Annotated in this window: 12 protein-coding genes and 1 pseudogene; 2 read left to right on the top strand and 11 right to left on the bottom strand. The window is 73.8% G+C overall.

From position 1 onward, the window contains the following. Positions 1-407: pseudogene (locus HTZ82_RS29250) on the top strand (helix-turn-helix domain-containing protein); the annotation flags it as partial. A gap of 24 nt (positions 408-431) precedes the next feature. Here HTZ82_RS29250 and HTZ82_RS29245 read toward each other — a convergent pair. Both HTZ82_RS29245 and pdxH read right to left on the bottom strand, forming a co-directional pair. Then, entirely contained in the window at positions 432-1796 is a 1365-nt protein-coding gene (locus tag HTZ82_RS29245; RefSeq protein WP_175412402.1) for a PAS domain-containing protein, read from the bottom strand. 360 nt (positions 1797-2156) lie between these two features. Next, positions 2157-2891 carry a pyridoxamine 5'-phosphate oxidase gene (gene pdxH / locus HTZ82_RS29240; RefSeq protein ID WP_175412406.1) on the bottom strand — a complete coding sequence of 245 codons (735 nt, stop codon included), beginning with the start codon at positions 2889-2891 and terminating at the stop codon, positions 2157-2159. Positions 2892-3079: 188 nt separating this feature from the next. Between pdxH and HTZ82_RS29235 the strand changes: the two genes are divergently transcribed. Further along, positions 3080-4180: a citrate synthase 2 gene (locus HTZ82_RS29235; protein ID WP_175412401.1), complete on the top strand. Its 1101-nt coding sequence runs from the start codon at positions 3080-3082 to the stop codon at positions 4178-4180. Between the two features lie 51 nt (positions 4181-4231). Here the strand turns inward: HTZ82_RS29235 and HTZ82_RS29230 are convergent, their stop codons facing one another. The 9 genes from HTZ82_RS29230 to HTZ82_RS29190 all read right to left on the bottom strand — a co-directional run bounded on the left by HTZ82_RS29230 (position 4232) and on the right by HTZ82_RS29190 (position 13652). Beyond that, a complete protein-coding gene (locus HTZ82_RS29230; protein ID WP_175412400.1) occupies positions 4232-4633 on the bottom strand; it encodes a PIN domain-containing protein in 402 nt (133 codons plus the stop codon). Then, positions 4630-4890: a hypothetical protein gene (locus HTZ82_RS29225; RefSeq protein WP_175412399.1), complete on the bottom strand. Its 261-nt coding sequence runs from the start codon at positions 4888-4890 to the stop codon at positions 4630-4632. Before HTZ82_RS29225 ends, HTZ82_RS29230 begins: the two co-directional genes overlap by 4 nt. A gap of 47 nt (positions 4891-4937) precedes the next feature. Next, entirely contained in the window at positions 4938-5534 is a 597-nt protein-coding gene (locus HTZ82_RS29220) for a TetR/AcrR family transcriptional regulator (RefSeq protein WP_175412398.1), read from the bottom strand. Continuing rightward, positions 5522-6256, bottom strand: coding sequence for an enoyl-CoA hydratase family protein (locus HTZ82_RS29215; protein ID WP_175412397.1), 735 nt, complete (start codon positions 6254-6256; stop codon positions 5522-5524). Before HTZ82_RS29215 ends, HTZ82_RS29220 begins: the two co-directional genes overlap by 13 nt. A gap of 105 nt (positions 6257-6361) precedes the next feature. Continuing rightward, positions 6362-7546 carry an acyl-CoA dehydrogenase family protein gene (locus HTZ82_RS29210; protein WP_175412396.1) on the bottom strand — a complete coding sequence of 395 codons (1185 nt, stop codon included), beginning with the start codon at positions 7544-7546 and terminating at the stop codon, positions 6362-6364. Next, positions 7543-9417, bottom strand: a complete 1875-nt coding sequence (locus HTZ82_RS29205) for a biotin carboxylase N-terminal domain-containing protein (RefSeq protein WP_175412395.1) — start codon at positions 9415-9417, stop codon at positions 7543-7545. Before HTZ82_RS29205 ends, HTZ82_RS29210 begins: the two co-directional genes overlap by 4 nt. A gap of 118 nt (positions 9418-9535) precedes the next feature. Further along, positions 9536-11134, bottom strand: coding sequence for a carboxyl transferase domain-containing protein (locus HTZ82_RS29200; RefSeq protein ID WP_175412394.1), 1599 nt, complete (start codon positions 11132-11134; stop codon positions 9536-9538). Continuing rightward, positions 11131-12816, bottom strand: a complete 1686-nt coding sequence (locus tag HTZ82_RS29195) for an acyclic terpene utilization AtuA family protein (protein WP_175412393.1) — start codon at positions 12814-12816, stop codon at positions 11131-11133. The genes HTZ82_RS29200 and HTZ82_RS29195 overlap by 4 nt, the downstream gene beginning before the upstream one ends. Then, the gene (locus HTZ82_RS29190) at positions 12813-13652 is read right to left on the bottom strand and encodes a TIGR03084 family metal-binding protein (protein WP_175412392.1); all 840 of its coding nucleotides are present in this window, start codon (positions 13650-13652) and stop codon (positions 12813-12815) included. The genes HTZ82_RS29195 and HTZ82_RS29190 overlap by 4 nt, the downstream gene beginning before the upstream one ends. Positions 13653-13655 lie beyond the last annotated feature (3 nt).

The raw sequence follows: 13655 nt of genomic DNA, 5'->3' as shown, positions 1-13655 counted from the left end.
CCAAGCCCGCGCCCAAGCCCAAGGCCGCCCTCCCCGCGCCCCGCGACCCCGAGCCCGGTCGCCTCCAGGCCGCCACCGCGCTCCTCGCCGGGCTGCGGCGCGACCACCCGCGCCTCCTCCTGGCCGAACCGGACGTCCAGCGGCTCGCCCCCGCCGTCGCCGCCTGGCTGGAGCGGGACGCCCGCCCCGACGCCGTACGGCAGGCCCTCACCGCCGGGTTACCCGAGCAGATCGCCCACCCCGCCGCCTTCCTCGGCCACCGGCTCGCCGCGCTCATCCCGCCGCCCCTGCCCGACGAGCCCGCCGCCGACCGGCCCGCCCCGCTCCAGACCTGCGAGGACTGCGACCGCGCCTTCCGCGCCCCCGCACCCGGCCGCTGCCGCGACTGCCGGCCGCAGTCGCCGTGAGCAGCCCCCGTCTGCCTCTGGGCCTCAAGGGGTCATGCGGGCCAGGTCCACCGACGCCGCCACGCGGACCGCGACGCTCTCCGCGTACGTCACGTCCGGGCGTTCGAAGGCCGGGCGGGTCGCGGTGCGCAGGAAGGTGACCACGCCCAGCGTGCGGCCCCGGCTGCGCAGCACCGTGCACAGCGCGTGCGCCGTGTCGCGCGGCCAGTGCCGTTCGGCCGCCCACCGCTCCGCCGGGCCCGACGCCCAGGCGCTCGCGCGCACCGCGCCCGCCCGGTCCAGTGCCCGCAGCGCGGGGTGCCCCGGCGCGTACGGCACCGGCAGGCCCGCGCCCGGTACCCGCGCCACCGGTCCCGGCGCCCCCGCGGGGGTGGCCGCGACCCGCACCAGCCGGTCCTCCGCACCGCGCAGCAGGTCCAGGAGGGCGTCGTCCGCGAACCCGGCCAGCGCGAAGTCCAGGTACGCCGTCGCCGCCTCCATCGGGTCCTCGCACTCCGCGGCCGCGCCGCCCGCGCGGTGCAGCTGGCTGGCCCGGAACCGCAGCCGGTCGGTGTCCTGCTCCGCGAGCCGCGCCTCCGTCACGTCCTGGAACAGCCAGGCCACACCGAGCGGCGCGGGCTCCTGCGACAGCGGCGACGTGAGCCGTACGAACCCGGAGCGCCAGCAGCGGCGCCGCTCGCCGTCCCGCGTGCGGACCGTCGCCCACACGTCGGCCGGCGACTGGGCCGGAGTGCCTTCCGCCAGTACGTGCTCCAGCGCCGCCTCCAGCTGCTCCACGCCCTGCGCCACCGCGTCGCCCAGCGGCCGGCCCAGCAGCGCCGTACGGGTCGTGCCGAGCGCACGGGCCGCCCACGCGTTGACGACGGCCGGGCGCAGATCGGCGTCCACGACCACCACGCCCCACGACGCCTCGTCCCCGAACAGCGCCTCGCTCAGCGCCACGGACCGCTCGAAGTCGAGCTGCGTGTGCACCTCCCCGAACGCCCAGTACACGCCGGCCGGCCGCCCGTCGGCGCCGCGTACGCCCGCCGACTGGACCCGTACGAGGACCCGGCCGCCGTCCTTGCGGAGCAGCGCGCACTCGTGGACCAGGCGGGCGGGTGCCGTCGCCGCCGCGGTGGCGAGCCGTTCGTCCAGGGCGGGCACGTCGGCGGGGCGGGCCGCCCAGCCGGCCAGGCCGCGGCGGCCGATCGCCTCGGCGGCGGGCCAGCCGAGTATGCGCTCGGCCTCGCGGTTCCAGTGGGTGACCGTGCCGTCCGCGTCGAACGCGCACAGCGCGGCGTCCATCCCGTCGAGCAGCGCGGTGAGCAGGTCACCGTCCGCGCGCGACGCGGTATCGCTGCCCGATGCGTCCGTGTCCGTATCCGTGTCGCTTCCGGACGCGCTCATCCCGGCACCCCCTGGACGTGTCCGCACGTGCACCCGCACGCGCCCGGCCATTCAACCCCGGCCGTGACGCAGGACACACCGGGTTCGCGAAATTCGGTTGTGATGGCGGGGGCGGGGTTCCTAGTGTGGCGGCACACGAGAAGGGAGGTGATCCGGAAGTGGTTTCTTTTCGGATGCGTGAGGTGACTGCGGGCTGAGGCCTGTCGTCACATGACGGCAGGCCTCCTGCCGTATCCCAATGCAGTCACCGGCCCGCGGGCTCGTCGGCACATCCGGCCGACCTCCTCTTGCTAGCGGAGGAGAGCAGAGTCCGCGGGCTTCTGCGTGCCCGGGGCGGTACGTGGCGGCCCGGGCCGTACGTCACGGAGAGAGGCGCTCCACGCGCCACGTCCCCGTCCCGCCGCTCCCGCCGCTCCCGCCGCTCCCGCCCGTCTCGTACACGTACCGCAGCCGGTCGTGCAGCCGGTTCTCGTGGCCCTGCCAGAACTCGACGGTGTCCGGCACCACCAGGTAGCCGCCCCAGTGCGGCGGCACCGGCACCTGCTCGTCGTCCGGGTAGCGCGCGGCCAGCTCCTCGTAGCGGGCGAGCAGCTCGGCGCGGGACGCGATGACGGAGGACTGCTCGCTGGCCCAGGCGCCGAGCTGGGAGCCGTGCGGGCGGGTACGGAAGTACGCGGCGGTCTCGTCGCGGCCGACCCGCGTCACGGCGCCGGTGACGATGACCTGGCGGGCGATCGGGTGCCAGGGGAAGAGGAGCGACGCGTACGGGTTGGCGGCCAGTTCGGCGCCCTTGCGGGAGCCGTAGTTGGTGTAGAAGACGAAGCCGCGCTCGTCGTAGTGCTTCAGCAGGACCGTACGGGACGAGGGGCGGCCGTCGGGGCTCGCCGTCGACACGACCATGGCGTTCGGCTCGTGGATCTCGGTGCTGCTCGTCGCGTCCTTGAACCAGCGGACGAACTGGCTCATGGGATCGTCGGCGAGGTCCCGCTCGGTGAGTACGGCGGTGTGGTACTGCTCGCGCATCGGCGCGGGATCGAGAACGGGATCGAGGTCGGATTCCAGGGCAGGATCGAGAGCGTCGGTCACGCCGTCCATCCTGCCGCAGCGGGTGAGTGTGCCCGGCATCCAGGGCCGCTAATCCTCCGGGCCCGGATCGGGGCAGTGTGCCTGATGTCACGCTTCCCCGCATCGGGGGAACCCGACAGACTCATCGGCTGGGTCACTGTTCCTTTCATACACACGCCATCCACACGTCACCACACGTCACCACGAGGAGCCGCCAGATGTCCGACTTCGTACCCGGGCTCGAGGGAGTCGTCGCGTTCGAGACGGAGATCGCCGAACCGGACAAGGAGGGCGGCGCCCTCCGCTACCGGGGCGTCGACATCGAGGACCTGGTGGGGCACGTGTCGTTCGGCAACGTGTGGGGCCTGCTGGTCGACGGGGCGTTCGACCCGGGCCTGCCGCCCGCCGAGCCGTTCCCGATCCCGGTGCACTCCGGTGACATCCGTGTGGACGTGCAGTCCGCGCTCGCGATGCTGGCGCCCGTGTGGGGGCTGCGGCCGCTCCTGGACATCTCCGAGGAGCAGGCCCGCGACGACCTGGCGCGGGCGGCGGTCATGGCGCTGTCGTACGTCGCGCAGAGCGCGCGCGGGCAGGGGCTGCCGATGGTGCCGCAGAGCGAGATCGACAAGGCGCAGTCGGTGGTCGAGCGGTTCATGATCCGCTGGCGCGGCGAGCCGGACCCGAAGCATGTGAAGGCGGTCGACGCGTACTGGACGTCGGCGGCTGAGCACGGCATGAACGCGTCGACGTTCACGGCGCGGGTCATCGCGTCGACGGGCGCGGACGTCGCGGCGGCGCTGTCGGGCGCGGTCGGCGCCATGTCGGGGCCGCTGCACGGCGGCGCCCCGTCGCGCGTCCTCGGCATGATCGAGGAGATCGAGCGGACGGGCGACGCCGAGGCGTACGTCAAGCGGGCCCTGGACAAGGGCGAGCGGCTGATGGGCTTCGGGCACCGCGTGTACCGGGCCGAGGACCCGCGCGCGCGGGTGCTGCGCCGTACGGCGAAGGAGCTGGGCGCGCCGCGCTTCGAGGTGGCGGAGGCCCTGGAGAAGGCGGCCCTGGAGGAGCTCCACAACCGGCGCCCGGACCGGGTCCTCGCGACGAACGTGGAGTTCTGGGCGGCGATCATGCTGGACTTCGCGGAGGTCCCGGCGCACATGTTCACGTCCATGTTCACCTGCGCCCGCACGGCCGGCTGGTCCGCGCACATCCTGGAGCAGAAGCGCACGGGCCGCCTGGTCCGCCCGTCGGCCCGCTACGTGGGCCCGGGCGTGCGGAGCCCGCGCGAGATCGCGGGCTACGCGGACATCGTGGGCTGAGCCCTCGGGGCCCCGGGGGGCGCCTCCCCGGGTGCCCCCCCCCGCCTCGTCTCAGAGGCCGATGAGCCGGACCTTGTCGCCGCACAGGCGGGCCATGTCGTCGATGTCGGACGTGAGCATCACGACAGGGCCCGGCTGGCGCAGCGCCATCTCGGCGACGGTGGCGTCGATGGCGTACTTGTGGCCGTGGAGGCCGGTGTCCCGCAGGAGCCGGGCGGCGGCCTTGGCGGACTCCTCGGTGACCGGTTCGACCTTCACCTGGGAAAGAGCCCAGTTCAGCCGCGGGACGTTCACCCGTCCATGCATGACCTCGATGATCGTGTTGGCACCGACGACGAACTCGGCGCCCTTGTCGTGGAACCGCCTCAGCGCGGCCGTGATCTTGCGATCCTGGGTGACCCAGGCCGACAGTCCCTCAGCGTCCAAAACGAGGGTTTCAGCGAGGATTTTCATGCCGCCCTCGCAGTGGAGTCAGCCGGCTCCTCGGGGTTGAGCGCCGCGTTGATCCAGGCATCGGCCTCCGCGAGCTCCTCCTCCGTGAAGGCGCCGTGCTCTTCCTCGTAACGTCGGAACTCAGCCTCGCGCAGCGTGTGTCTGATGTGTCTCGCCACCGCCTCGGCCACATACGCGGACACATTCTCCGTCAGCTTCTTGATCTCCTCCACGTGCTTCGTGGGGAGCGTCACGGTGATGCGTGTCGTCTCAGCCATGGCATAAACGTACCCCACATCTGCATACCGAAGTATGCAGAAACGCTTCAGCCGAGAGCCTGATCCAGGAGCTTCGCCCACTGCGCCACGACCCGCTCCCGGCGCGACGTGTCGTCCGTGAGGAGGGTGGCGAGGCCCAGGCCGCGGGCCATGTCGAGGAGGCCCTGGACGGTTTCGCGGACGCCGGGGCGTGACTCGTCGGCGTTCAGGAGGGCGACCGCGATGCGGTGGGCCTCGCGGCCCACGCGGGCCTCCAGTTCGGTGACGCGGGGGCGGAGCTGGTCCTCGTTGGACGCGGCCACCCACAGGTGGAGGGCGGCGCGGAACAGGGGGCCCGTGTAGAGGCCGACGAGGGCCGCGACGACGTCGGGGCGGCTCTTGCCGTCCAGGGCGCGCAGGGCCTGGGAGCGTTCCTCCGCCACGTACTCGACGGCCGCCGTGAACAGGTCCTCGCGGGTCGGGAAGTGGTGCTGGGCGGCGCCGCGCGACACGCCCGCGTGCTCCGCCACCACCGACACCGTGGAGCCGGCCCAGCCGCGTTCGGCCAGACAGGCCACGGCGGCTTCGAGGAGCCGCTGCCTGGTCGCCCGGCTGCGGTCCTGCTTCGGGGCGCGGGCGGCGGAGCCCTCGGTCAGATCGCCCATACGGGGTCCCGTCGTTCTAGGAAGGCCGTCATTCCCTCGCGTGCCTCCGTCGATGCGAAGAGCGACGCCGAGCGCTGTACGAGATCCTCCGCGTCGCGCTCGAAGCTTGCCAGCACCCTAGCCGTCACCAGCCTCTTCGACTCGGCCAGGCCCTGCGGGGAGCCCTTGCGGAGGGAGTCGAGGACGGGCGCGAGGGCCTTGTCCACGTCGTCCGTGGTCAGGGTCGTCAGGCCGATACGGGCCGCCTCCCGCGCGTCGAAGCGCTCGCCCGTCAGGTAGTAGCGGGTCGCCGCGCGGGCGTCCAGGCGCGGGAGGAGGGTGAGCGAGATGACCGCGGGGGCCACTCCTATCCGTACCTCCGTGAAGGCGAAGTCCGACGTCTCGGACGCCACCACGATGTCGCAGGCGCCCAGCAGCCCGAGGCCGCCCGCGCGTACGTGGCCCGCGACCCGTGCGACCACCGGTTTCGGGAGCTCCACCATCCGGCGGAGCAGCGCCACGAACGTGTACGGGCTCGGCGGCGACGTGAGGTCGGCGCCCGCGCTGAACGTGCCGCCGGTGTGCGTGAGCACCACCGCCCGGACCGAGGGGTCCTCCGCGCAGCCGGACAGGGCGTCCACGAGCTCCGCGACCAGGCGGGCCGAGAGGGCGTTACGGGTGTCCGGGGCGTCCAGGGTGAGCGTGGTGACGCCGCGGTCGTGGGCGGTGGTGATCAGGGGCATCGTCGTTCGCCTCCGGTGGGGTGTGCTGGTCCTGCTCTCGGTACGGCTGCCGGCCGGTACGGCTCCCGGTCGGTTCGGCTGCCGGACAGTACGGCTGCCCGCCCGTCAGTACGACTTCGGCAGGCCCAGCGTTTGATGCGACACGTAGTTGAGGATCATTTCCCGGCTCACCGGCGCTATGCGGGCGACGCGGGCCGCGGTGATCAGGCGGGCCAGCCCGAACTCCCGGGTCAGGCCGTTGCCGCCGAGCGTGTGCACCGACTGGTCGACGGCCCGTACACAGGCCTCGGCCGCCGCGTACTTCGCCATGTTCGCCGCCTCGCCCGCGCCGGCGTCGTCACCCGCGTCGTACAGGTGGGCCGCCTTCTGGGTCATCAGGCGGGCCAGTTCGAGCTCGATGTGCGCCTGGGCGAGGGGGTGGGCGACGGCCTGGTGGGCGCCGATGGGGGCCTTCCACACCTGGCGTTCCTTCGCGTACGCCACGGCCCGCCCCAGCGCGTACCGACCCATGCCCAGCGCGAACGCCGCCGTCATGATCCGTTCCGGGTTGAGGCCCGCGAACAGGTGGAGGAGGCCCGCGTCCTCGTCGCCCACGAGCGCGTCGGCGGGCAGCCGTACGTCGTCGAGGACGAGCTCGAACTGCTTCTCCCGGGCGTCCAGTTCCATGGGGATCGGCGTGCGCAGGAAGCCGGGCGTGTCGCGCGGGACGACGAACAGGCAGGGCTTCAGCGCGCCGGTGCGCGCGTCCTCGGTGCGGCCCACGATCAGCGTCTCGTCCGCCATGTCGACGCCCGAGACGAACACCTTGCGGCCGTTGAGCACCCAGCCGCCGCCGGGGGCGCGGCGGGCCGTGGTGGTGATGCGGTGGGAGTTGGAGCCCGCGTCGGGCTCGGTGATGCCGAACGCCATGATGCGGGTGCCGTCCGCGAGCCCCGGCAGCCAGCGGCGCTTCTGCTCGCCGGTGCCGAAGCGGGCGATGACCGTGCCGCAGATGGCGGGCGACACGATCATCAGCAGGAGCGGGCAGCCGGCCGCCCCCAGTTCCTCCAGGACGATGGACAGTTCGACGATGCCGCCGCCTCCGCCGCCGTACTCCTCGGGCAGGTTCACGCCGAGGTATCCGAGCTTTCCGGCCTCGGTCCAGAGGGTGTCGTGGTCTCCGGGGTTCGCTTCGTGATTCCCCGCGGGGTTCGCTGCGTGGTTCCCCGCGGGGTTCTCCGCGTGCTTGCGGCCCAGGGCCGCCACGGCTGCGCGGAGGGCCGTGTGCTCCTCGGTCTCGGTGACGCTCATTCCTGGTCCTCCTGTACGGGAGTTACGACGGCGAGCAGAGCGCCCGGTTCGACCTGCCGGCCGGGCGCGGCGTGGAGTGCGGTGAGCGTGCCGGAGGCGGGAGCGGTGACGCGGTGCTCCATCTTCATGGCCTCCAGCCACAGCAGCGGCTGCCCCGCCTCGACGCGGACGCCCTCCGCCAGGCCGTCCGCGACGCGCACCACGGTGCCGGGCATGGGCGCGACGAGGGAGCCGGGGGCGGTACGGGCGGCCGGGTCGGGGAAGCGGGGGCGTGGGGTGAGGCGGTAGGAGGCGGTGGGGGTGTCGACGTACGTCGTGCCGCCGTGGCGCGTGACCGTGTACGGGCGGACCACGCCGTCGGTCTCCAGGCGCACCCGGTGCGGGCCGGCCTCCACGACCCGTACCCGCGGGTGGTCGGCGAGTGTGTGGCCGTCGCGGGTGCGGTGGTAGCGGACCTCGTGGTCGCCGTACGTCCTGGTCTGCGGCTGCGACGGGACGTTGCGCCACGCGCCGGGGCCCGGGCCACGGTGGGCCGCCGCGTCGGCCAGGGCGGCGGCGACGGCCGCGTACTCCTCGCCGGGGTGCGGGGCGGTGAGGGTGGTGAGGTGGCGGTCGTAGAAGGCGGTGTCGGCCGCTCCCCGCGCGAACTCGGGGTGCCTGAGGGAGCGGACGAGCAGGTCGCGGTTGGTGACCGGGCCGTGGACGCGGGCGCGTTCGAGGGCGTGGGCCAGTTTGCGTACGGCCTCGGCGCGGGTCGGGGCGTGGGCGATCACCTTCGCGATGAGGGCGTCGTAGTGGACGCCGATCCCGTCGCCCGCCGCGTAGCCGGTGTCGAGCCGTACGTCGCCGTCCACCGCCAGGGCGTGCAGCGTTCCCGTCCGGGGGGCGAAGCCGTGCGCCGGGTCCTCCGCGTACAGGCGGGCCTCCACGGCGTGGCCGCGCGGTGCGGGCGGTCCGGGCGGCAGCGCGGCGCCCTCGGCGATACGGAGCTGGAGGGCGACCAGGTCGACGCCGTACACGGCTTCGGTGACCGGGTGCTCGACCTGGAGGCGGGTGTTCATCTCCAGGAAGTGCGGGGTGCCGTCGGGGCCCAGCAGGAACTCGACGGTGCCCGCGCCGACGTACCCGGTGGCCCGGGCGGCCCGTACGGCCGTGGCGTACAGCTCGGCGGTGAGCGCCTCGCTGAGTCCGGGCGCCGGGGCCTCCTCGACGACCTTCTGGTGGCGGCGCTGGAGGGAGCAGTCGCGGGTGCCGAGCGTCCACACGGTGCCGTGCGTGTCGGCGAGAAGCTGCACCTCGACGTGCCGGCCGCCCTCGACGTACGGCTCGACGAACACCTCGCCGTCCCCGAACGCGCTCAGCGCCTCGGCACGCGCCGCCTCCAACGCCGCCGGCAGGTCGTCGAGTTCGCGTACGACGCGCATGCCGCGCCCGCCGCCGCCCGCGGCCGCCTTGACCAGGACGGGGAGGTCGGCGGCCGTCACCTGCTCCAGGGACGGGATGCCGACGAGCTTCTTGGCGCGGGTCTTGGACGCCATGGCCTCGATCGCCTCGGGCGGCGGCCCGATCCACAGGAGCCCGGCGTCGACGACGGCCCGCGCGAAGCCGGCATTCTCGGACAGGAACCCGTACCCGGGGTGCACGGCGTCGGCGCCGGCCGCCAGCGCGGCCCGCACGATGAGGTCGCCGCGCAGATACGTGTCGGCGGGCGCGGCACCCGGCAGCCGTACGGTCTCGTCGGCCACGCGCGCGTGGAGGGCGTCGGCGTCCGGGTCGGAGTGGACGGCGACGGTCGCGATGCCGAGGTCGCGGCAGGTGCGGAAGACGCGGCAGGCGATCTCGCCGCGGTTCGCGACGAGCAGCTTCGCCATCTGTGGCGTCTGCACTGCCTGCGCTGCCTGCGCTGCCTGCGCTGTCTGTGCTGCCTGCGTTGTCTGTGCTGCCTGCGTTGTCTGTGCCGTCTGTGCTGTCTGTGCTGTCACGGGTGCCTCACATCCTGAAGACGCCGAAGCCGCCGCGCGCGCCTTCGACCGGTGCGGTGTGGATCGCGGACAGGCACAGCCCGAGCACGGTGCGGGTGTCGCGCGGGTCGATGACCCCGTCGTCGTACAGCCGCCCGGACAGGAACATCGGCAGGGACTCGGACTCGACCTGCTGCTCGACGAGCGCGCGCAGGGCGGCGTCGCCCTCCTCGTCGTACGGCTGTCCCTTGGCGGCCGCGGACTGGCGGGCGACGATCGAGAGCACGCCGGCGAGCTGCTGCGGGCCCATGACGGCGGACTTGGCGCTGGGCCAGGCGAAGAGGAAGCGGGGGTCGTAGGCGCGGCCGCACATGCCGTAGTGCCCGGCGCCGTAACTCGCGCCCATGAGGACGGAGAGGTGCGGGACCTTCGAGTTGGACACCGCGTTGATCATCATGGCGCCGTGCTTGATGATGCCGCCCTGCTCATACTCCTTGCCGACCATGTAGCCGGTGGTGTTGTGGAGGAAGAGGAGGGGGATGTCGCGCTGGTTGGCGAGCTGGATGAACTGGGCGGCCTTCTGCGACTCGGCGCTGAACAGCACGCCTTGGGCGTTGGCGAGGATGCCGAGCGGGTAGCCGTGGAGGGTGGCCCAGCCGGTGACGAGGCTGGTGCCGTACAGCGGCTTGAACTCGTCGAAGTCGGAGCCGTCGACGACACGGGCGATGACTTCGCGCGGGTCGAAGGGTGTCCTGAGGTCGCCGGGGACGATGCCGATGAGGTCTTCGGGGCCGTACAGCGGCGGGGCGTAGGCGGTGGGGTCGGCGTGGGCCTTGCGGTGGTTGAGGCGGGCGACGATCCGGCGGGCCTGGCGGAGGGCGTCGGGCTCGTCGAGGGCGTAGTGGTCGGCGAGGCCGGAGGTGCGGGCGTGCATCTCGGCGCCGCCGAGCGACTCGTCGTCGCTCTCCTCGCCGGTGGCCATCTTCACGAGGGGCGGACCGCCGAGGAACACCTTCGACCGGTCCTTGATGACGACGGTGTGGTCGGACATGCCGGGGATGTACGCGCCTCCGGCGGTGGAGTTGCCGAAGACGACAGCGACGGTGGGGATTCCGGCGGCGGACAGCCGCGTGAGGTCGCGGAAGAGTGCGCCGCCGGGGATGAAGATCTCCTTCTGGGACGGCAGGTCGGCGCCGCCGGACTCGACGAGGGAGATGAGCGGGAGGCGGTTGGCGTACGCGATCTCGTTGGCGCGCAGGGCCTTCTTGAGCGTCCAGGGGTTGGAGGCGCCGCCGCGTACGGTCGGGTCGTTGGCGGTGATCACGCACTCGACGCCCTCGACGGTGCCGATGCCGGTGACGAGTGAGGCGCCGGTGGTGTGGTCGCTGCCCCAGGCGGCGAGCGGGGACAGCTCAAGGAAGGGTGTGTCGGGGTCGAGGAGCAGTTCGACGCGTTCACGGGCGAGGAGCTTGCCGCGGGCGCGGTGGCGGGCGGTGTACTTGGGGCCGCCGCCTTCCAGGGCTTTGGCGTGCTCTGCGTTCAACTGGTCAAGTTTGGCGAGCATGTCGGAACGGTGGGCCGTGTACTCGGGGCTGTGCGGGTCCAGTGCGGAGGCGAGGACGGTCACAGCAGGACCTCCGGGATGTCGAGGTGGCGGGCGCGCAGCCATTCGCCGAGCGCCTTGGCCTGCGGGTCGAACCGGGCCTGGGAGGCGACGCCTTCGCCGAGGAGGCCGGTGACGGTGAAGTTGAGGGCGCGGAGGTTCGGGAGCACGTGCCGTTCGACGGTGAGCGGCCGGGTCTCGGGCAGGAGCTCCTGAAGTCTGTCGGTGGTGAGGGTGTGGGCCAGCCACCGCCAGGCGTCGTCCGTCTCGGCCCAGACGCCGATGTTGGCGTCGCCGCCCTTGTCGCCGCTGCGGGCCCCGGCGACGTGGCCGAGGGGGGCGCGGCGGGTCGGCCCGCCGGGCGGCAGGGGCGGTGGAAGGTCCGGTGCGGGTACGGGCGCGAGGGGCAGGGTGCGGGGCGGGTGCGGGACGGCGACGCGGGTTCCGTCGGGCAGGACGGCGGTGTGCGTGACGGCGCCGCGGTCGACGGGGCGGGCCTCGAAGATCCCGTACGGGGCGGGCTTTCCGGGCGGGGCGGTGAGGTGGAACCCGGGGTAGCTGGCGAGGGCGAGCTCGACGGCGGCGCCGGTGAGGGCGCGGCCCACGAGGTCGGGGTCGGGGTCGCGGATGACGAGGCGGAGGAGGGCGCTGGCGGTCTCCTCGGTGTCGGCGTCGGCGCGGTCGGTACGGGCGAGCTCCCAGCGGACGTCGGACGGGCAGCACTCCAGGGCATGGCTCATCTGCTCGCGCACGAGCCGGGCCTTGGCCTCGATGTCGAGTCCGGTGAGGACGAAGACGACTTCGTTGCGCCAGCCGCCGAGCCGGTTGATCCCGGCTTTGAGGGTGGGCGGTGGCGGTTCGCCGCGTACGCCGCTGACGCGGACCCGGTCGGGCCCGTCCTGGGTGAGCCGTACGGAGTCCAGGCGGGCGGTGACGTCGGGACCGGGGTAGCGGGCGCCGTGCGTCTCGTACAGAAGCTGGGCGGTGACGGTGGAGGTGGTGACGGCGCCGCCGGTGCCGGGGTGCTTGGTGATGACGGCGCTGCCGTCGGCGTGGATCTCGGCGAGCGGGAAGCCGGGGTGCCGTACGTCGTACCGCGTGAAGTGCGGGTGGTTGCCGCCGGTGGCCTGGGTTCCGCACTCCAGGACGTGCCCGGCGACGACGGCACCGGCGAGGGCGTCGTACGCGTCGGGGTACGCGCCCGGGGCCCAGCCGAAGTGCGCGGCGGCCGGCCCGCTGACCAGGGCGGCGTCGGTGACCCGCCCGGTGACGACGATGTCGGCGCCCGCGTCGAGGCAGGCGGCGATGCCGGCGCCGCCGAGGTAGGCGTTGGCGGTGAGGGCGCCGGGGGGCGGCGGGAGCTGGTCGCCTTCGACGTGGGCGACGCGTACGGGGAGCCCGAGCGTGGCGGCCAGGTCGCGGAGGGCGTCGGCGAGCCCGGCCGGGTTGAGGCCGCCGGCGTTGGTGACGATGCGGACGCCGCGCTCGTGGGCGAGGCCGAGGCTCTGCTCCATCTGGCGGAGGAAGGTGCGGGCGTACCCGAGCGAGGGGTCCTGGAGGCGCTGGCGGCCGAGGATGAGGAGCGTGAGCTCGGCGAGGTAGTCCCCGGTGAGAACATCCAGCTCGCCCCCGGTGAGCATCTCGCGGACGGCGTCGAAGCGGTCGCCGAGGAACCCGGAGGCGTTGCCGATGCGGAGGGGCTTCACCGGGGGGCCTCCCCTGCCGGTGCCCGCCCGGGCCCTGCCGGCGCCCGCCCGGGTCCCGGCGGTCCGGCGAAGGCCTGGGCGATGCCGAGCCACCGGTCGGCTTCGGGCCCGGTGGCGTGGAGGTCCAGGTCGTCGCGGTGGGCGCGCTGGGTGACGAGCAGGCAGAAGTCGAGGGCGGGCCCGGTGACGCGCTGGGCGGCGCCTTCGGGCCCGTACGCCCAGGTGGTGACGCCGTCGGGCGCGGCGAGTTCGACCCGTACGGCGTCGCGGGGCGGCTGGAGGCCCCGTACGGCGAAGGCGTAGTCGCGGGCGCGGACCCCGATCCAGGCGACGTGCCGGAGCCGCGCGGTGGGTGCGCGTACGGCTCCGAGGGCGTCGGCGACGTCCTGCCCGTGGGCCCAGGTCTCCATGAGCCGGGCGGTGGCGAGCGCGGCGACGCTCATGGGCGGCCCGTACCAGGGGACGCGGGTGCCGGGCGGCGCGGCGCGCAGCACGTCCTGGAGCCGCTCCCGCGCCTCCCGCCACCGCCCGAGCAGTGCGCCGGGCGGTGCGCCGGCTCCCGTGTCGGCGGCGGCGTCCACGAACGTGGCGGGCGCGGAGGCGGCCTCGGCCACGTGCGCGGCGAACGCGTCCGGCGCGGTGGCGGCGAGGACCGCGACCTCGTCGGTCCAGGCCAGGTGAGCCACCTGGTGGGCGATGCTCCACCGGGGCGCGGGCGTCGGGGCTGTCCACTGCTCGGGCGTCAACGCGGCGACGAGCCGGTCGAGTTCGTCACTCTCGTCGCACAGATCGTCGACGACCGTGAGGACGGCAGGTACGGCGGCGGGGTCGGGCACGGT

The organism is Streptomyces sp. TRM64462, assembly GCF_013362995.1.
Taxonomy (GTDB): Bacteria; Actinomycetota; Actinomycetes; order Streptomycetales; family Streptomycetaceae; genus Streptomyces.
This window is presented reverse-complemented; position numbering and strand designations above follow the sequence as displayed.

Excerpts from the sequence above, each read along its gene's own strand:
- HTZ82_RS29205 (WP_175412395.1), bottom strand. The coding sequence starts at position 9,417 with ATGGCGAAGCTGCTCGTCGCGAACCGCGGCGAGATCGCCTGCCGCGTC.
- HTZ82_RS29220 (WP_175412398.1), bottom strand. The coding sequence starts at position 5,534 with ATGGGCGATCTGACCGAGGGCTCCGCCGCCCGCGCCCCGAAGCAGGAC.
- HTZ82_RS29210 (WP_175412396.1), bottom strand. The coding sequence starts at position 7,546 with ATGAGCGTCACCGAGACCGAGGAGCACACGGCCCTCCGCGCAGCCGTG.
- HTZ82_RS29245 (WP_175412402.1), bottom strand. The coding sequence starts at position 1,796 with ATGAGCGCGTCCGGAAGCGACACGGATACGGACACGGACGCATCGGGC.
- HTZ82_RS29235 (WP_175412401.1), top strand. The coding sequence starts at position 3,080 with ATGTCCGACTTCGTACCCGGGCTCGAGGGAGTCGTCGCGTTCGAGACG.
- pdxH (WP_175412406.1), bottom strand. The coding sequence starts at position 2,891 with ATGGACGGCGTGACCGACGCTCTCGATCCTGCCCTGGAATCCGACCTC.
- HTZ82_RS29225 (WP_175412399.1), bottom strand. The coding sequence starts at position 4,890 with ATGGCTGAGACGACACGCATCACCGTGACGCTCCCCACGAAGCACGTG.
- HTZ82_RS29230 (WP_175412400.1), bottom strand. The coding sequence starts at position 4,633 with ATGAAAATCCTCGCTGAAACCCTCGTTTTGGACGCTGAGGGACTGTCG.
- HTZ82_RS29215 (WP_175412397.1), bottom strand. The coding sequence starts at position 6,256 with ATGCCCCTGATCACCACCGCCCACGACCGCGGCGTCACCACGCTCACC.